This is a genomic window from Veillonella sp. 3310 (assembly GCF_003999875.1).
In the GTDB taxonomy this organism is placed as follows: Bacteria; Bacillota; Negativicutes; order Veillonellales; family Veillonellaceae; genus F0422.
Genome location: NZ_RQVJ01000001.1, coordinates 227,064 through 246,047 on the forward strand (window position 1 = coordinate 227,064; position 18,984 = coordinate 246,047).

The 18,984-nt window shown below is 37.1% G+C and carries 24 protein-coding genes; 1 reads left to right on the forward strand and 23 read right to left on the reverse strand.

Annotation, left to right across the window (positions count from 1 at the left end):
- Positions 1-3 precede the first annotated feature (3 nt).
- The 22 genes from recN to cobU form a co-directional block, all read right to left on the reverse strand.
- Positions 4-1,680 carry a DNA repair protein RecN gene (recN, locus tag EO127_RS01130; RefSeq protein ID WP_127447658.1) on the reverse strand — a complete coding sequence of 559 codons (1,677 nt, stop codon included), beginning with the start codon at positions 1,678-1,680 and terminating at the stop codon, positions 4-6.
- 1 nt (position 1,681) lies between these two features.
- Positions 1,682-2,137: an arginine repressor gene (gene argR / locus EO127_RS01135; RefSeq protein ID WP_127447659.1), complete on the reverse strand. Its 456-nt coding sequence runs from the start codon at positions 2,135-2,137 to the stop codon at positions 1,682-1,684.
- A complete protein-coding gene (locus EO127_RS01140) occupies positions 2,137-2,712 on the reverse strand; it encodes a class I SAM-dependent methyltransferase (protein ID WP_127447660.1) in 576 nt (191 codons plus the stop codon). The genes argR and EO127_RS01140 overlap by 1 nt, the downstream gene beginning before the upstream one ends.
- The gene (locus EO127_RS01145) at positions 2,709-3,587 is read right to left on the reverse strand and encodes an NAD(+)/NADH kinase (protein WP_127447661.1); all 879 of its coding nucleotides are present in this window, start codon (positions 3,585-3,587) and stop codon (positions 2,709-2,711) included. The genes EO127_RS01140 and EO127_RS01145 overlap by 4 nt, the downstream gene beginning before the upstream one ends.
- Positions 3,588-3,595: 8 nt before the next feature.
- On the reverse strand, positions 3,596-4,399 hold the full coding sequence (locus tag EO127_RS01150) for a TlyA family RNA methyltransferase (protein WP_127447662.1): 804 nt from the start codon (positions 4,397-4,399) through the stop codon (positions 3,596-3,598).
- Between the two features lie 9 nt (positions 4,400-4,408).
- Entirely contained in the window at positions 4,409-5,287 is an 879-nt protein-coding gene (locus tag EO127_RS01155; protein ID WP_127447663.1) for a polyprenyl synthetase family protein, read from the reverse strand.
- Positions 5,288-5,369: 82 nt separating this feature from the next.
- Positions 5,370-5,579, reverse strand: a complete 210-nt coding sequence (gene xseB, locus EO127_RS01160; protein ID WP_062402788.1) for an exodeoxyribonuclease VII small subunit — start codon at positions 5,577-5,579, stop codon at positions 5,370-5,372.
- Positions 5,572-6,777, reverse strand: coding sequence for an exodeoxyribonuclease VII large subunit (gene xseA, locus EO127_RS01165; protein ID WP_127447664.1), 1,206 nt, complete (start codon positions 6,775-6,777; stop codon positions 5,572-5,574). Before xseA ends, xseB begins: the two co-directional genes overlap by 8 nt.
- A gap of 1 nt (position 6,778) precedes the next feature.
- Positions 6,779-7,771, reverse strand: a complete 993-nt coding sequence (locus tag EO127_RS01170) for a metallohydrolase (RefSeq protein ID WP_127447665.1) — start codon at positions 7,769-7,771, stop codon at positions 6,779-6,781.
- A gap of 1 nt (position 7,772) precedes the next feature.
- The gene (gene nusB / locus EO127_RS01175) at positions 7,773-8,171 is read right to left on the reverse strand and encodes a transcription antitermination factor NusB (protein WP_127447666.1); all 399 of its coding nucleotides are present in this window, start codon (positions 8,169-8,171) and stop codon (positions 7,773-7,775) included.
- Positions 8,158-8,538 carry an Asp23/Gls24 family envelope stress response protein gene (locus tag EO127_RS01180; protein WP_127069247.1) on the reverse strand — a complete coding sequence of 127 codons (381 nt, stop codon included), beginning with the start codon at positions 8,536-8,538 and terminating at the stop codon, positions 8,158-8,160. Before EO127_RS01180 ends, nusB begins: the two co-directional genes overlap by 14 nt.
- A 9-nt stretch (positions 8,539-8,547) precedes the next feature.
- Positions 8,548-8,910 (reverse strand): Asp23/Gls24 family envelope stress response protein, encoded by a 363-nt coding sequence (locus EO127_RS01185; RefSeq protein ID WP_127447667.1) that lies wholly within the window; start codon positions 8,908-8,910, stop codon positions 8,548-8,550.
- Between the two features lie 96 nt (positions 8,911-9,006).
- Complete coding sequence (gene efp, locus EO127_RS01190; RefSeq protein ID WP_062402805.1) at positions 9,007-9,564, reverse strand: elongation factor P; 558 nt, start codon at positions 9,562-9,564, stop codon at positions 9,007-9,009.
- 14 nt (positions 9,565-9,578) lie between these two features.
- Entirely contained in the window at positions 9,579-10,649 is a 1,071-nt protein-coding gene (locus EO127_RS01195) for a Xaa-Pro peptidase family protein (RefSeq protein WP_127447668.1), read from the reverse strand.
- 74 nt (positions 10,650-10,723) lie between these two features.
- On the reverse strand, positions 10,724-11,449 hold the full coding sequence (locus EO127_RS01200) for a pseudouridine synthase (RefSeq protein ID WP_127447669.1): 726 nt from the start codon (positions 11,447-11,449) through the stop codon (positions 10,724-10,726).
- Positions 11,439-12,083, reverse strand: a complete 645-nt coding sequence (locus EO127_RS01205; protein ID WP_127447670.1) for a histidine phosphatase family protein — start codon at positions 12,081-12,083, stop codon at positions 11,439-11,441. The genes EO127_RS01200 and EO127_RS01205 overlap by 11 nt, the downstream gene beginning before the upstream one ends.
- A gap of 11 nt (positions 12,084-12,094) precedes the next feature.
- Positions 12,095-13,189, reverse strand: a complete 1,095-nt coding sequence (gene cobD / locus EO127_RS01210) for a threonine-phosphate decarboxylase CobD (RefSeq protein WP_127447671.1) — start codon at positions 13,187-13,189, stop codon at positions 12,095-12,097.
- A gap of 11 nt (positions 13,190-13,200) precedes the next feature.
- Positions 13,201-14,079: a GHMP kinase gene (locus tag EO127_RS01215; RefSeq protein WP_127447672.1), complete on the reverse strand. Its 879-nt coding sequence runs from the start codon at positions 14,077-14,079 to the stop codon at positions 13,201-13,203.
- Positions 14,080-14,098: 19 nt separating this feature from the next.
- Positions 14,099-14,836 carry an adenosylcobinamide-GDP ribazoletransferase gene (gene cobS / locus EO127_RS01220; protein WP_127447673.1) on the reverse strand — a complete coding sequence of 246 codons (738 nt, stop codon included), beginning with the start codon at positions 14,834-14,836 and terminating at the stop codon, positions 14,099-14,101.
- Between the two features lie 7 nt (positions 14,837-14,843).
- On the reverse strand, positions 14,844-15,821 hold the full coding sequence (cbiB, locus tag EO127_RS01225; protein ID WP_240645958.1) for an adenosylcobinamide-phosphate synthase CbiB: 978 nt from the start codon (positions 15,819-15,821) through the stop codon (positions 14,844-14,846).
- Positions 15,821-17,341 (reverse strand): cobyric acid synthase, encoded by a 1,521-nt coding sequence (locus EO127_RS01230; protein ID WP_127447675.1) that lies wholly within the window; start codon positions 17,339-17,341, stop codon positions 15,821-15,823. Before EO127_RS01230 ends, cbiB begins: the two co-directional genes overlap by 1 nt.
- Positions 17,334-17,921 carry a bifunctional adenosylcobinamide kinase/adenosylcobinamide-phosphate guanylyltransferase gene (gene cobU, locus EO127_RS01235; protein ID WP_127447676.1) on the reverse strand — a complete coding sequence of 196 codons (588 nt, stop codon included), beginning with the start codon at positions 17,919-17,921 and terminating at the stop codon, positions 17,334-17,336. The genes EO127_RS01230 and cobU overlap by 8 nt, the downstream gene beginning before the upstream one ends.
- Positions 17,922-17,993: 72 nt before the next feature.
- Between cobU and EO127_RS01240 the strand changes: the two genes are divergently transcribed.
- Positions 17,994-18,344, forward strand: a complete 351-nt coding sequence (locus tag EO127_RS01240; RefSeq protein ID WP_009353780.1) for a hypothetical protein — start codon at positions 17,994-17,996, stop codon at positions 18,342-18,344.
- A gap of 114 nt (positions 18,345-18,458) precedes the next feature.
- On the opposite strand, the gene EO127_RS01245 is transcribed toward EO127_RS01240, so the two are convergent.
- Positions 18,459-18,962, reverse strand: a complete 504-nt coding sequence (locus tag EO127_RS01245) for a cob(I)yrinic acid a,c-diamide adenosyltransferase (RefSeq protein WP_127447677.1) — start codon at positions 18,960-18,962, stop codon at positions 18,459-18,461.
- Positions 18,963-18,984: the final 22 nt, after the last annotated feature.

Genomic DNA, 18,984 nt, shown 5'->3' on the forward strand with positions numbered 1-18,984 from the left:
CTCCTAGAATGATTCCTGTTGAAAGTATTGAATCATTTCTTTTGCTGTTTCTATAGCTGTATCTGAGAAAGATTGTCCTGACATCATACGAGCAATTTGTGTAATATGTTCGTCTTCTGAAAGTATGGTCACTTTAGAAATTGTTCGCCCTTCTTCCTCTACCTTATGTAAATGATAGTGTTGTTTTGCCACACTAGCTGTCTGTGGTAGATGTGTAATACAGAACACCTGATTATCAGAACTTAACTGTAGAATTTGTTTAGCTACTTGTAAAGCTATATCACCGCTAATGCCTACATCAATTTCATCAAACACTAAGGTTTTATGTGTTGCTTTGTTAAATACTGTTTTGAAAGCTAAGGCAATACGTGCTAACTCACCACCAGAGGCAACTTTATGTAGTGGTAATAAAGCCTCCCCTGCATTGGCAGAAAATAATAGTTCTATGCGGCTAGCACCTAATGGAGATAAGCTTTCAGTACCTTCTATTACAAATTCTAGCTTTGCTTTGGGCATACCTAATTGAATTAAATTTTTCTGTAAGGCATCGGTTATTTCTTTATGATGAGCATGACGAATCTGTGTAAGAGCCTGTAACGCTTGTAATGCTTGTGTTTTTAGTGTTTCCACACGCTCTACTAGCTGTGATTCTTCACTTTCATGAGATTCTAGTAGCTCCAGTCGAGTTTGCGCTGTTTCTTCAAAGGCTAAAATACTTTCAATGGTATCTCCATATTTACGCTTTAAATTGTAAATAAGTGTATCTCTTTCTTGTAAGTAAAAATAGCGCTCTTCGTCATAGTTAATGGAATCACGATATCTATCTAAAGCTTGTCCAGCTTCTTCTAATTGATAATAGGCAGATCGCAATAACTCAGCTACTTCTTCCATATCTTTATCATATTTTACAAGATCCGTCACTTCATTAGTAACACTATTCAAGCCATCAATAAGGGGTGTTCTGCCCCCATAGATACCATCATAACAATTAGCAATTGTTGATTGAAGATGCTCAAAATTATCTAATCGCTCTAATTCTTCTGATACCGCTGTATCTTCATTTGGCTGCAATTGGGCTTCTTCAATTTCATCAATCTGAAAGCGCAACATATCTAATTCTCGAATCCTTTGTGCCGACTCTTCACGCAGTGTTTCTAATTGTCGTTTTGCACTGGCATAGTCAGTATAGGCTACTACGTAATTTTCATAAGCCTTCGTGGCATCATCATTATACGTATCTAAATAGATATGATGTGTATCCGGTAATAGAAGCTGTTGGTTACTATATTGACCATGAATATCTGCCAAATAGGTGCCAATTTCACGCAATGCCTTCAATGGTATTACTTGGTCATTCGCTAAAATTTGTGATTTACCATTTCGATTAAAAGTTCTAGATAAAATTAAAGTATCTTCTTCTACTAAAATATTTTTGTTGACTAATAGTTCTTGTAATGCTGTATCCCCTGCAATATCAAATACGCCTTCAATCAGAAAAGAGTCCTTCTCATGGCGAATAAATTCACTACTAGCTCTTTCTCCTAATAGAATGGAAAACGCATCCATCAATATAGATTTACCAGAACCTGTTTCCCCAGTAAATATTGTGATGCCCTTCGCAAACTCTAGCTGCATATGTTCGATGAGGGCAAAATTTTTAATCCCCATGCGTACTAGCATATTAATCCCTCATTAAGTCTTGAATACGGTCCAATACCAATTCTACACTTTCTACAGAATTACATATTAATAAAATTGTATCATCTCCAGCAATTGTTCCTATCACTTCATGCCATTTTGCATGGTCAATCGCAAAGGCCACTGATTGTGCAGAACCTGGTAATGTATGTAACACAACTTGATTTAAGACGTGGTCAATACGCAAAATTGAATCTTGGAACAAACGGTTGATGCGCGTTCTAGATAACATAATATTTTCTTCTGGAGATAAGGCATATCGATAGCGTCCATCCCCAGTAGGAACTTTTATTAACATCAATTCCTTAATATCTCGTGATACTGTTGCTTGTGTAACAGTAATTCCTTCTTCTACCAAGGCTTGCGCTAACTCTTCTTGAGTTTCAATAGCCTTACTTTGAATAATTTCTTTTATCTTATTATAACGAAAACGTTTCATTATTTCCTCCGACGAATAATATATAAAATAGGCGGGTGATTTGCTTGATTTAATGGTCGCCACGTACTACAGTGAAACTCTTTTTGATTAATAGAAGCTATATATTCTTCTAGCTCTTCTGCTTCTTTGCGACCAGATTCTGTTCCAGGATAGGCTACGATTGTACATAACCCATGTACTGAAAGTTTTGCTAATCCTTTTGATAAAGCTGTAATCGTTGATGTAGACTGGGTCATAACTTCATGGCCTGCATTCGGTAAATACCCTAAATTACCTACCATTAAATCGATAGAAGATACAGGAAGTGTTTCCAGTACACTATCATGTGAACCCAATATGAAATCCACTTGATTCATAGCATGTGGAAGTTCTTTTACAATCTTTTCTTTCGTTCTTGATATGGCTACTTCTTGTATATCTATAGCATATACATGACTACTTTCATGACAATGTGACAATAAATATACCGTGTCATGTCCATTGCCACAAGTAATATCTACAATAGTCCTAGCTGTTACTAAGGCATCCAACCATAAGTGATGCTGAAATTCTACACTATGGTGTAGAGGAATCATATGACCTCCTTAGATCGTGCAGTCAACTTTTTAAACAAAGTAGCGAAGAATTTTTGATCTTTAAATCGTACATATTTACAATATTGTGGATGCGCTTCAATATGCAAGGAATCAGTATTACTAAATTCATAATCAAAAGTACCATCCACAGAAATATGCAAGTTTTTTTGTCGCTCTGGCATAGTAATATCAATTTTTGCACTTTCTTTTAGCACCAAAGAAACACCTTGTAATAAGTGAGGAGCTATGGGGGTTACGATAAGAGACCGATTGTCTGGCGCCATAATAGGACCTCCAGCAGATAAGTTATACCCTGTGGATCCTGTAGAACACGCTACAATTAAACCGTCAGCTGGATACATTTGTGTATGTCCACCATTAATTGACAAGTTGATGCGCGCCATTTTACCTGGTTCTGAACGGGATACCACAATATCATTAATAGCAGGACGTAGCACACGTTCTCCTTCTGGAGTGTGCAAAGTTCCTACTAAATGAATGCGATCTTCCACATAATAATCGCCTTTACTAATTCTTTCAATAGCCATCTCTAAGTTTTCAAGCTCTATTTGATTTAAGAACCCTAATTCCCCTAAATTAATACCACAAATTGGTACATTATATGGATATATTTGACGTGCTAATTGAATAATCGTACCATCACCACCAAAGCTAAATGCCATATCCAAATGTTCAAATACTTCTGGTCGTGGTAATAAGTGAGATTTTTCTATCCCTAAGGCACATACATCATGATGTTCTAATTCTTTAGGCATATAGACTTCTATACCATATGTATGGCAATAGGTAATTGCTTGCGATAAAATATCTCGAATATTCTCTTTTTTCATATTAGGAAAGAAACCGATTCTCATAGATCCTCCTATAATTGATGAGCCTCCTCTACTGTGGCTGTAATTAGCTCTTCAGTAATCTCCAAGGAGCCCTCTTCTTGTTTTGTAAAATATCCTAAAAATTCAATATTTCCTTCCATTCCTTTAATGGGAGAATAGGTTAGTCCATGTAAATATAAGCCACAATCTTTAGCGATGTGCAAGATACGATCTAACACCAATCTATGTGTGGATTTTTCACGTACTATACCACCTTTACCGACTAGTTCTTTACCAGCCTCAAACTGCGGTTTGATTAAAGCTACTAAAGAACCAGTATCTTTCAATAAGGTTGTCGCTACTGGAAGTACCTTATCTAAGGAGATAAAAGCCACATCAATGGAAATAAAATCACTAAGTTCTCCTAATTGTACAGGTGTAACAGTGCGAATATTTTGTTTTTCCATATTAATGACTCTAGGATCTTGTCGTAACTTCCAGGCTAATTGATTATATCCTACATCAATGGCAAACACTTTAGCTGCTCCATGTTGTAGGGCACAGTCGGTAAACCCACCTGTAGATGCACCAATATCTACCATAACAGCATTCGTTAGATCTATGGGATATAACTCGATGGCTTTCTCCAACTTTAAGCCTCCACGACTCACATATGGTAAGGTATTACCTTTTACTTCCAAATGTGTATCTACTGATACTTTAGTGCCAGCTTTATCCAATCGCTGTGTACCAGAAAAGATAAGTCCTGCCATAATAGCAGCCTTAGCTTTTTCTCTACTTTCAAATACACCACGTTGCACAAGTAGTATATCAAGACGTTCTTTTTGACTCATACATGTCTCCTACTGTGTGCGGTCCATCAAATATTGGACTAGCCCTTCAAGGATAGGTGATGTTTTATTAGAATCGTGCAATGCTGTTAATGCTAGATTTGCCACTTCTTGAGCACGTTCTTTAGCTGTATGTAAGCCTAAAATAGATACATACGTTGCTTTATGCTGACGTTCATCACTACCAGGAGTTTTCCCTAATTCTTCTTGCGTACCTACTACATCTAAGATGTCATCAGTAATTTGGAATAATAAACCTAAATGATCTGCATAACGTAGGTATGATTCTCTTACGGCTGTAGGAGCATTCATAATGATCAGACCAATTTCAACAGCTGCACTAAATAAAGCCCCTGTTTTACCTTTGTGAAGAACCACTAATTCTTCTAATGATAAGAATTTTCCTTCTGATTGTAGGTCAAAGGCCTGACCACCCACCATTCCACTAGGTCCTGCACCTTTTGCTAAGACATGAATAATCTGCACCACTTGTTCTGCGGATAACTCTGTGTGCTTGCTCACTAATTCAAAGGCATAGGTTAATAATCCATCTCCGGCTAAAATAGCCATACCATCACCATATACACGATGATTGGTTAGCTTTCCACGACGATAATCATCATTATCCATAGCCGGTAAATCATCATGAATTAACGAATAGGTATGAATTAATTCTATGGCACATACTACATCTTTATAAGCATCCCAGGATCCGCCCAAAGATTCAATGACAGCTTTTGTAATAATAGGCCGAATTCTTTTACCGCCCATCAATAAACTGTATTTCATACTTTCATATAACTTAGCATACTCCGTATTCGGTGATTCTAATACAGAGGATAAATAACTTTCAATGTCTGCTTTACTTTGTTGCAAGTACTCTTTTAACATAATATCCTCAATTCTTTGAAAGATAATAATTTTTGTATAAATATTCTAACTCTATTATACCTAAAAAAACGTACTTTGTCTCCTAATTCGTATCTACTTGTACAGTTTCAATAATTTGTTCAACTTCTTCTTCTACAAGCTGCAATAAATCAGAACATTCTTTAACTAGAGTTAAACCTTCCTTGTAAGTTTTTAATAATTCATGCATAGATAAGCTTTCATCATCTAGTTTTTTTACTACTTCTTCTAAGGCTGTATATTTCTTTTCATAATTTTTTATGGATTTAGCCACGTTGTGTTACCTCCTGTACAGTTGCTTTCACAGAGCCATCTTGAATATGTATATCCAATGTATCCCCGATTTTCACAGTTTCAATTGTTTGTAATGGAGCCCCATTAAGATCTACTTTAGCAAAGCCCTTAATGACTTTAGCTAAAGGATTTTTATTATCCAATTGAGTCGTTAATATAGCTAATTTACGTGATTCATCTTGGGATTTCTTTTGTATGGCGCTATGTAATTGGTGTTCAAAGCGTTGTAATATATTTTTCTGTTGATGCACCAAATTCATGGCAGGTACTGTAATCTTACGATTGGTAATAGAAAATAACTGTTGTTTTTCTTTTTGAATACGATACTGTACTGTGTTATGAATAAATTCTAACTTCTGCTGTACTTCTTCTTGTAAATCCACCAATGGATAAATAGATAACTCAGCAGCATGACTTGGTGTAGCCCCTCTTACATCAGCTACAAAATCACATAACGTATAATCTACTTCATGACCTACTGCAGATACAACTGGTGTTGTACATTTGAATATGGATTCTATTAAGGCTCTATCATTAAAGCACCACAAGTCTTCCATAGAACCGCCACCACGACCTACGATGATCAAATCTACATCTGGGTCCGCATCTGCCATAGCTACACCACGAGCAATAACAGGGCCTGCTGTAGGTCCTTGTACAGGCACATTAAACACTTTAAATGTTACCAATGGATTGCGATGGGATGCTACATGTAAAATATCGTGAATGACGGCTCCTGATGCAGATGTGACAACACCAATACAGCTCGGTACAGGTGGTAAAGCTTGTTTGTGACGTTCGTCAAAGTACCCTAATGCATATAATTCTTGTTTTAATTTTTCATAAGCAATTTGATAGTCACTTTTGGCACCAATACGAATATCTTCACATATAAAACTTAAACGACCAGTTTTTTCGTAAAAGCTAATATTTCCTCGTACTTGCACTAACAAGCCATTTTCAAGGGCACCTTCCAAGCCACGTTGTTGTACTTTGGAACGCCACATAGCCATATCAATGGACCCAGTATCATCGATGAGGGAAAAATAATAATGTCCTGTGCTGTGACGTTTCACATTAGAGATAACGCCTTCAACAATACAATTTTTTAATAGAAATTCTCCCTCTACGGTTTGCTTTATAATTCTATTTAATTCTCCAACGGAGTAAGCATCCATTCTATTCTCCTTCAACAACCTTTGCCCCATACGCATTACCTGAGGCATTATCTGCACTATATTTAGAAGATACACATAATACATCTAAATCATGATGATGTCCCCAATGAACTAAACGATCCTGTAAATAGGTATTCGCCATAACACCACCAGCAGTAATTAATGTTGTAATGTTATGTTCTGTTAGAATATGAGATAAAGCTTTTTCTAGGGAACTTCCAATACAATGGAACACAGAGGCTGCCAAAATTTGTGCATCTTTTTCTGTGCTAAATGATTCTCTATCAGTCCAATCGATAGGCTCATGTTGCAATGATTCCCACCAACGTTGACCAGCGCTATATGGACCACCAAAGCTAATAGTAGATTCTTTTACGGATATAGGAAGCACAGAGTATACGTTGTATTTAATACGTCGTCCCAGTGTTTCCATACTTGGACCTGCTGGAAATTGTAATCCCATTAATACACCTAGTCGGTCCACTAACTGGCCTCCAGCTATATCATCAGAGCCACCGACTATTTGCACTTTAAAACCACTTTTATGAATGCGTTCACAAAGAACAAATTCAGTAGTTCCCCCTGAAAGGTGTAAACTTAAAAAAGGTCCTTCTGGAATTTCACCGATTTCACGCAAGGCTGCCCATATATGGTTCTCTTGATGTGAAAAAATATGGACAGGGACTTGTAAGCAATGTCCTAGTGATTTTGCTGTATTAAGTCCTACTAGGAATGCTGGCATATAAGAATCTTCTTCTCGCCTTGGAAACCCACTAACACCGATGGCTGCAATGGGCTGATCCAATGTTAAGGACTGAATCAGTTCACCTAAGGCACGAGTATGTTGAAAGACCATTTGTGACTGTTGTAATCCTCGCTTACCTTGCGGTACTTTTAACAGTTTTCTAACTTCCTGTACTAATCTACCTTCCTCATCAACAAGTGCACAAGATGTGGTATAACAGCTTGTATCTATTCCTAAATAATAGGCCATTTTATTGTCTCGATGCTGCTAAATTATGAAGGATAGCATTAATGTACTTATAGGAAGTCTCTCCACCAAATTCTTTCGCCAATAGAACAGCTTCATTGATGACAACCTTAGCTGGTGTATCCTCTTGAGGATGTAATATCTCCCAAGCTGCCATACGTAAAATAGTAAGTTCTACTTTAGGAAAACGCTCCATTTTACGTTTTGGAGAGAATTCTTGTAACGCTGCATCTAATTGTTCTTTTTCATTACGTACACCTGCAATTAATTGCTCTGCAAATTGATTGGCCTTTCCTTGCATGTTAGTTGTATCTAACACTGCCTCTTCAATTACGTCGCCTGAAAATGTATCTGCATAAATTGTTTCGAATGCAAATACCCTTGCTAACCTACGATGATTCATGATTAGGTTCCCTTCTTTCTAAACCGTCGATGTGCACATCTACACGGACACGGTATAAGTCTAACATATTTCGTAAATCTTGCCGCACTTGTTGTTGTATTTGTCGTGCCACTTCTAATGGATGTGATCCACAATATAAACGAAGATATAAATTAATTTCTATGAAAGCATCTCCAAAGGTATCTCGTTTATGCTTTACATTCATTCCAGGCCAACTTTTTTGCCCTAATTTTTGTGAGATACCATCTACAACACCATCAAAAAATCGTTTACTCATAGAGTGGATTTCATCAAATGATGACAAAACTCTTGCAGTGACATCTAAAATAACGGCATCTGTAATTTCTATTTCTAAATGATCTGACATACAAATCCCCTATGATATGGTACTTTCAAAAATAATATCTTGCACATAAATATCAACACTGTTTACAGTAGCATCTGCCATAGATACAAGAGCGCTTTTCACACGTTCTTGTAAACGTAATGCAATATCTGGAACACGATATCCATAATACACGGCAATGTGTAGAGCTACTTGTAATGAACCATCTTCCATAACTTGTACTTTTACACCTTCCATGGCAGTTTTTCTACCAAATAAACTACTTACCGTATCTCCAAATGTTGTGCTCATACCCGCAACACCTTTCGTTTCTAGTGCCGTCATGGTAGCAATCATTTCATAAACAGAATGATCAAACTGTATTAGTCCTTCAAAAAAGCGATTATCTTCCATATATTTACCAAAAAAAGCATTTGTCGTCCTACCACAGGCCAACAAATGCTTTTAATTACAATACTATATTAGTTGTTAAAAGATCAAATCTGTGGTTTAAGCACGTTCAATATATTGTCCAGTACGTGTATCTACACGTAATACATCGTCTACTTCGATGAATAAAGGTACTTTTACAACATAACCTGTTTCTAATGTAGCAGGTTTATTACCACCAGTTGCAGTATCGCCACGGATACCAGGGTCAGTTTCAACTACACGTAACTCTACAGCTACAGGTAAGTCAATACCGATAACAATGCCTTGGAAGAACATGATAGATACTTCCATGTTTTCTAATAAGAAGTTTTTAGCATCTCCTAATTGGTCAATTGTTAACTCAATTTGGTCATATGTTTCATTATCCATGAAAGTATATGCTCCATCAGATTCATATAGGTATTGCATGCGACGACGGTCAACATGAGCTTTTGGCACTTTTTCACCAGCATTGAAAGTACGCTCTACTACAGCACCTGTTTGTAGGTTTTTCAATTTAGCACGTACGAAAGCGGCACCTTTACCTGGTTTAACATGTTGAAAGTCAACTACTTGCCATACATTACCGTCTAATTCGACAGTTACGCCTGGACGAAAATCATTACTGGAAATCATTGTAAATCCCTCCATTACACATCTAGTTCTATTAAATCTTTAGGAGTTTGTGTGAGTATTTCACAGCCCTCCTTAGTAACTATAACTGTATCTTCAATGCGAAGCCCCATATGGCCTGGTAAATAAATACCTGGTTCCACGGTGACGACCATATTTTCTGTTAATACATCTTTGGATCTAGGTGATGCTACTGGTAATTCATGGATGTCTAAGCCTACACCATGACCTGTACCATGACCAAAATTAGAACCATAACCTTGTTCCTTAATATAGTCTCTACATACTGCATCTACTTCTGCACCGGTAACGCCTTCTCTAATGAAAGCAACACCTCGAGTTTGTGCTTCTAGTACGATAGAATAGAGTTTCTTTTGTTCATCACTAGCTTTACCTAATACGATGGTACGTGTCATATCGGAATGATATCCTTTATACATAGCACCAAAGTCAAAGGTAACAAAATCGCCTCGCTCAATCACTTTATCGCTAGCCACCCCATGAGGCATACTAGAACGATAGCCAGAAGCTACAATAGTGGTAAAAGACGGCTCTCTAGAGCCACGTTTTAACATTTCTGTTTCCAAAATAATGCGAGCTTCATTTTCAGTCATCCCCACCTTTAATTGTGGCAACATAGCTGCAAATGATTCATCAGCAATGCGAAAAGCTTGTCGTAAACACTGTAGTTCGTCGTCCCGTTTTGTTATTCGTAGACTGGCAAAATCAAAGGATAAAAATTCTGTTTCATTTAATGTATCACAAACATCTTGAAATACATCGACACTCATATAATTTCCTTCAAAGCAACATGTGGATAACGTAGTGTTTGAGGAAGCTAGTGTACTGTTGATAGTATCATATACATCCCCCGTATATTGGATAACCTCATATCCTTCACATTCTTCTTTAGCCTGTTCAGTATAACGACTATCCGTTATCATATAGGCTTTGTCAGGGGTTACAAATGCCACTCCAGTGGTCCCTGTAAATCCTGCAAAGTAATGTAAGTTAATAGGGCTAATGAGGATGGCTCCTCCATATGTTTCTTCTCTTAGAAATGCTTGCAAAGCGACTAATCCATTCATCGTCTGGCCTCCTTAAAAAGCATCAACTAATGATACCATATAATGCATAGTTATGACAAATTGAATAGATTCGATTAGACAGTTTCTTTTTCTTCTTCTGTTAAATCTATGAATGTGCCTACTTCTTCAATAGAGTCAAGTGTAATTCTATCGATAGCAATACGTTGTAAGTATGTTACCGTTCCACCACAAGCACCAATCATACGTTTCACTTGATGATACTTTCCTTCGTAAATCGTCAACTCACAGGAGTGAATAAGTTCACCCGACTCATTTATCACATCCTCATCATTGTGAAGAGTTAATTCTGCTGGTTTGCACTCTATACCATCCCCTAACACCATACCTTCTTGAATACGACGAATACCTTCCTCGGACAAAGTGCCACTATATTCAACATAGTAGGTTTTACCAATATTCTTTTTGCCATGAATAATTTTATGAGCCCATGGACCGTCGTTGGTTAATAGTAGCAACCCTTCTGTATCTTTATCGAGTCGTCCTACAGGAAATACTTTTAAAGTTTGAAACTCTTCAGGAAGTAATTCCATAATAGTAGGGTCTACAGAATCTTCAACTGCTGTTACATATCCAGCTGGTTTGTGAAGTTTAATATAATATTCTAATTGTGCTTGTACGACTTGATCTTGAACCGTAACAACATCTACATCAGGATTGATATGTATATCTTTCTTCTTGATAATAGTGTCATTTACTTTTACCAGACCTTGTTTAATTAAATCATGTACTTCTTTTCTTGTACCAAAAGCTTTATGGGCTAAAAATTTATCAATCCTCACCGTAACCACCTTCTCTCACATGAGTATGAGATGTATCATTTAAGATACAAATACGATTATAAGGGGATTTATCACCCCAGAAATCCACTACACTAACAGCTGTATTCCCCTGTGCTAAACGCCATAAACAATTTAATGGAATACCTGTTAATGCACATAATAATGTGCGTATAGTTCCGCCGTGACAAACTACTAATAATCGCTCTCCATCTTCCATAAGCGATAATTCTTCTATCAGTCTAGCATAGGCACGCTCTTGCACCATTTCTACAGTCTCCCCATTAGGGATTGGTTTTTGTGACGGATCTTCATAGATAGCTTCGATTTGGCCCGGCCATTGTTCATTAATTTCAGAATAGGTTAAGCTTTCCCAATCACCAAAGTTAATTTCTCGTAATCCTTCTGTGAAAGTAGTAGGAATATATCGGCCTTTTAAAATTTCTTCAGCCGTAACTCTAGCTCGTACTAGGTCTGAAACAATAGCTCTATCAAAATGAACATCTCGTAAAGCATTCCCCACATCCACAGCTTGAGCCATGCCCTTTTTATTTAATGGTATATCGCTGAATCCTTGATGCTTTCCAAGATGATTCCAATCTGTTTCACCATGGCGGACAAAATAAATTTGTATCATAATATCTCCTATTATAATCTAAAATATGCTTGTAAAGCCTGTATTAGTTGTTGATTTTGCTTTCTTGTTTTGACAGCGACCCGAAACCAATTAGGCCCTAGCCCAGTATACTGAGAGCAGTCTCTAAGTAAGATAGATTGATGATATAAGTTCTGAATCATATCATCTAATGAATACTGCTCATGTAGGTGACAAAGAATATAATTCACAGATGGTTCAATGCACTGTAAGGAGTCCATCTGCATAAGCTCCTTATATAGCCATTCTTTTTCTATTTTTAGTGCTGTACGGCTCTCTTCTATATAGTCGTTGTCTTGTAAAGCTTTTTCACTATATATTTGCGCTAAATGATTGACAGTCCAAGATGGAATATGAGATTTGATAAAGTTAATAATCATAGGATTTGCCATCAACGCCCCAATCCGTAAACCAGGGACTGCGTAAAACTTAGTTAAAGAATGTACAACAATCACATTGTCATACTCTTTTACATAGTTACGCATAGAATAAGCGTCCCCTAAAAAATCAACAAATGATTCATCAAACACTAGATAATGGCTATTTTTTTTACACACTTCAAACAATTCACAACTTTCATGTTTCCATAAAGTACCACAAGGATTATTGGGATTTCCAATAAATACTAGCTGGTGTTTGCTCTGCTGTAGGTCTTGTAACATAATATTAAAATCGTAGAAAAAGCTAAATATATGCTCATCAAATTCTAAGGGGTATTCTACAATGGGCAAACCATAAGACTTAGCGCCATGACTGTATTCGGAAAATCCTGGAGCTGGCACATAAACACCTTCGATCTGAGGCAATCGACAGATAGCATAAATTAACTCTGCCGCTCCATTGCCAAAAACGATACATTCCTTTGGGATATTCCACAATTCAGAAGTGATGGAATAAAGATGAGTCATATCTGGATCTGGATAATGAATGATATCCTGCAAAGCATCCTTCACGGCATCCAAGCCCTTACTACTCATCCCTAATGGGTTAATATTGGCACTAAAATCTAAAATCTGATCTAAGGAAGTATGTAATAGTCGGCTCGCTTTATGCACATTGCCACCATGTACATTTGTTGTTTTCACCATGATAACCTCCTTTATCGTTCCATGAAAGTAATTCCTTCATTCGTGGTTTCTACTATATCCATGAAGGTAAGATTTGGCAATTCCTGTTTTACTCGTTGTAAACAGTGTACAACACTTGGTGAATCTGGGGGGAATAGCAACCCCAGCACGGTTCCACTATGGGCAATAATCGTTCCGATAGCATTACACTCTACACCAATTTGATGCAAAGCATATAAATTTGGCTTCTGCAAAATACGTTGATTACCGAAAGAACTAATGGTAGAGGCTTCACCAATAAGTTTTACATTATGCTTATGTATGCCTTCTTTAAATTTTGCTAAAGCTTCTACCATCAACTCTTCTTTTTCATCAATTAACACATCTAAATTTTGTTGATGATTAAATTGTACTGTATCAATAGTACCGCCTTCATCGAACATAACGATGCGGATCGGTGGACATGTGCCTAATAATTCACAACATGTACCATTGAGATAATCAAATTGAACAATACCCGGGTAAAAGGGGGCATCAGTAGGCTCAATTGATAAACAGATAGAGGCCAATTGCTCCATAGATAAATTATGGCCATGGCTTTTTGCTGTAGCCATAGCCACTACACTAATATCGGCACTACTAGAGGCCAATCCTTTTCCTTGTAAAATATCAGAATGTAAATACACGGGCTTCGCTATTGCTCTATCGATACCCAATGTATCCAATACTGCGATGTACGCTTGATAGGCCTTTGACTGTAAAGAAATCGATGAAAGAGGAAGTGGATATTGTACATCACCAATGGCATAGGAATAACGATTAATAGGACAAGTTACTAGAAATCGTTGTCCTTTTATAGATCCTTGAATAAACTCTCCACAAGTGCCTGGCGTTCTTACATAAAATGCCAACTCTACTTCCTCCTTTCATTTATATAACACTGACAATAATTGCACCTAAAATAATAAAAATTTCTGATAATTCACATACAAATCCGTACGTATCCCCTGTCGTTCCCCCTAAATGCTTTGTTACATAAGAATTAATGATAAGATTTACAGCTAAAGCAATGACAAATAGATACGCATAAAACCATTCATAGAAGAACACCGGCAATAATGCCAATATCGTTGCTACCGATGTGGCATACTTAGGGGCATTAGCAGCAAAAAATTTACCGATACCTTCTGGTCTTGCATAAGGAAATTTTTGAATACTAATCACCATTGTATAGCGACTCAATATAGGCATACTCACCAGAACTAAAGGGACAACTACAGACGGTAGATTGACTAATAATTGCCATTTTAAGAGGGTTAAAAATACAAAACCCACTACCCCATTGCTCCCTACTCGGCTATCTTTCATAATCTCTAATTTACGTTCTCGATCACGCCCTGAGAATAAGCCGTCACAAGTATCCATAAATCCATCTGCATGAAGTCCACCAGTAAATAGAAATTCAAAGATGACCAATATAAGCATCAGTAAAGATACAGGAATATAAGGATTTGCTAAGCTATACAGGGCCCACATAAAGGCACCGATGACAAGACCTACTAAAGGAAAATAGGTAACGGATGCGCCAAAGTCTTCTACTTTCCACTCTGTTTGGTTTACAATTTTTAAGCGTGTTAAAAACTGAAGTCCTACAAAAAATCCTTTCATATTCCACCTACCATTGATTAATTACATATGTACTGACCATCGTTAACGCAACACCTAGGATAGAAACAGTATACATCAAATATATAGTTTGATAAATATGTTTTCCTACCATAGATGTTATAGGATCTCCCATATAGGCCCGGAAGGTAACTTTATCGTGATACACATTTTGTCCACCTAACCGAATATGTAATGCCCCAGCTACAGGAGCCTCTGCATAACCTCCATTAGGACTAGGATGTTTATGTGCATCGCGTAAAGCTATCCGAATGGCATGTTTCCAATCTTTACCACAGAGAAAAGAAGCGATCACAAATAAAACACAAGTAATACGTGCAGGAATATAATTGACTACATCATCTAAGCGGGCCGCAAAACGACCAAAATATAAATAGCGGTCATTTTTATAGCCTAACATAGAATCCATAGTATTAATCGTTCTGTAGCCAATGGCACCCCAGGGGCCTAATAGAACAAACCAAAATAGAGGAGAAATAATACCATCTACTGTATTTTCTGCTACTGTTTCAATGGTGGCACGTGTAATTTCACTTTCATCTAGATTGCTGGTTTTACGACCTACAATCCAACCTACTTTACGGCGCGCTTCTAATATATCTTGTTTGCGCAATAAATTAGCAATTTCTATACCTGACTCGGCTAAGCACCGTGGGCTAATGGCGATATACAGGCACAACAAAGAAACGATAGAATAGCCGATAGGATGAATAGTACCACCGATGAACAATAGGCCCGTAACAATGAGCATTACAGAGATTATGACTAACAAAACGGTAGAGATACCTAACAAGATTTGATGTTTTGGTGTAGCATTTTTTTTGTACAAAATATTTTCATAGAAAGAAATACAATTACCAATCAATACTACAGGATGATACTTACTCCTAGGATCACCCACTAAAGTATCTAATAAAAGTGCTCCAAGAGGAATAAAATATAGAAGATGGTGCAAAAACCATTCCATTATTCTTGCTCCCATAATGATTGAATATAATCCATATCTAAATGTTCTTCTACAATCTTAGCTAATCGATTATAGGCAGCTTCTTTATGTTCAAAGTAGCGGAATACAATATCCAATGGCTCTAATCCTTTTTTTGTACGCAATGCATTCAGAATAGAGCGACGTAATCCATCATTATCTAAAATACCGTGAATATATGTGCCCATCACTTGACCATTACTAGTGACAAAACCATCAATTACATCTACCTTAGCATCACTACGTTTTTGAATATGGAAACACCGCTCTCCTGGTCCTACTGGCTGAGTATCTCCCATATGGATTTCATAGCCTACAAGATTTTCACCACTATACTGAGTACCTAAGAAAGATAAATTCTTTACATCAAAACAAACTTGATGTGTTAATTTTTCTGTTTTCATAGTAGTTGCTGTTGGAAGCAAACCTAAACCTTTTAATTCAGGAATATCCCCTTCGATCCCTTCCGGATCATAAAGCATTTCCCCTAACATTTGGTTGCCACCACAAATGCCTAGTACTGGCACACCAGCTTCTGCTAAGGCATGAATATCCTTGTCATAACCATGTTCTTGTAAGTATGCCAAATCAGCTAATGTATTTTTTGATCCCGGCAAGATAACCATATCAGGGTGCCCGATAGGTTCCCCTTGTTTTACAAAACGGACGGACACATCTGGTTCATAAGCAAGAGCATCAAAGTCTGTAAAATTAGAGATTTTAGGAGTTTGTATAACAGCAATGGTAATCTCCTTAGATACACCTCTATATTTACTTTCTAAAGCCACAGAGTCTTCTTCGTCAATATCAAGATTTTCAATAGCCGGCACTACACCTACCACTTTTTTACCAGTTTTTTCTTCAATAAAATCCAAAGCAGGTTGTAATAATGTGACATCACCTCTGAATTTATTGATGATAATGCCTTTTACTAAATCTCTTTCATCTGGTTCTAATAATTCTAAGGTTCCCACCACAGAGGCAATGGCGCCGCCACGATCGATATCGGCAATAAGCATAACAGGAGCCTTTGCCAATTTAGCAACCCGCATGTTAACAATATCATTAGCTTTTAAATTGACTTCCGCAGGGCTACCAGCACCTTCAATAACAATCATATCGAAATGATCATCAAGATATTGTAAACTTTCTTTTACTTTATCTAACGCTGTTAAGGAATATTTTGTGTGGTATTCTCTAGCACTATACACACCAACTGGTTTGCCCATTAACACGACTTGAGAGGACTGATTCCCTGTAGGTTTTAATAGAACAGGATTCATTTGTACAATAGGTTCTAAACCTGCTGCTTCCGCTTGCGCTACTTGGGCACGACCAATTTCATCCCCTGCTTTTGTAACATAGGAATTTAATGCCATATTTTGTGCTTTAAAAGGTACTGTTTTATATCCCTTATTGTGTAAAATACGACACATTGCTGTAGCTAAAATACTTTTACCTACATTAGAACTGGTGCCTTGAAACATAATTTTTTTAGCCATGGTGATTTACCTCCAATGCTTTTATATCAATTGTTATACCACTGATTGTCATGTACACTTCATCAGCCTCTGCTGCTACCATACGATTGACACGGCCCATAATATCTCTGAAAATGCGAGCTAACTTATTTTCTGGCACAACACCTAAACCAATTTCATTGGTAACAAAAATAACTGTTTTTTCATCGTCTCCCCTGTAAGCTCGAATAGCATCGAGTACAGCCTGTACTTCTGAAAGTATAAATCTTTCACGATTATTTATATCTTCCTGAGATGTAAATTCTCCATCTTGTAATACTAGATTAGTAGTCCACATCGTCAAGCAATCTACTAATACCACGGAGCATTCATCTAGTATTTTTTGAATTTCAGCACTCATAGCATAGGGAATTTCATAATTGTTCCAAATCTGTTTACGCCGTTCTTGATGCAAATGAATTCGATGTTTCATTTCTTCATCATAGGCTTGACCTGTAGCAATATATCCTTTTTGTCCTTCTTTTGATAATGCCAGTGTTTCCGCAAATTCACTTTTTCCACTACGGGCGCCACCTGTACAAAATATGATACGATTTTTCATAGTATACCTATACAAAGTTGCCCTTTATCAGTTATCATATGTACTATATGTTCATTAATAAAGGAGACAACTATGGAATTATTAAACTTAGACATCCAATTAATGGCCACTCTATGGGAAAATACATACCGTGCAGCCATCAAAGATCAAAATGGAAATTATGTAGCTTCTGTACGCATCATCGTGAATGTTCCACTTTCACCAGATCGTTTACCACCGAATGCCCCAAAAGCAGATCCACAATTATTTGTATTGGTAGAAGATGCTGTGATGGAATCAGAAGACATCATTCAGTTTGAAACATTATTATCTGTACACATCCGTGAGAAATTTAAAAATGAGATCGACCAGATCTATTTCTTCTATCCAAGCCCAGAAGATGTGTTAAACAAAACTGTAGATGTACAAGAAGTACAACATTAATTACAGTAACTACATACATAGTATTATAGCACATCCAAGAAGATTTGATAGAAATAATCTAAGAGATACTAAAAGGAGGTACCCCACATGGAGTACCTCCTTTTATATGGTAAACTATTTCACTTCATCTTCTACGCGAGCTAAGATAAATAGCAAGTCGGATAATCGATTCAAATAGCGAAGATTCGACATATGAATCTCTTCTGTTTCTCCTAATTTCCATAGATCACGTTCTGCACGGCGAACGATGGTCCGACCTAAATGTAAGAAACTAGATGTTTTACTATCGCCAGGTAAAATAAATTTAGATAGTGGCTCTAATTGTTCATCAAATTTGTCGATGATCTGCTCTAAATTAGTCACATGCTCATCTGTAATAGTAGCTTCTTGCCCTAAACTAGAGATATCAGCCATAATCATCCATAGTTCTTTTTCAAGTTGCAATAATGCGTCTTGCACTACCTTTTTATCAGAGTACGCACGAGCTACTCCAAGAAAGGCTTGCGCCTCGTCAATGGTTCCGTACGTACAAACACGTTGAGATGCTTTACTTACACGTTCACCAGTGTATAAACCAGTAGAACCTGCATCGCCTGTTTTCGTGTACACTTTTGCCATAGTATACCTCCTTAACAATTAG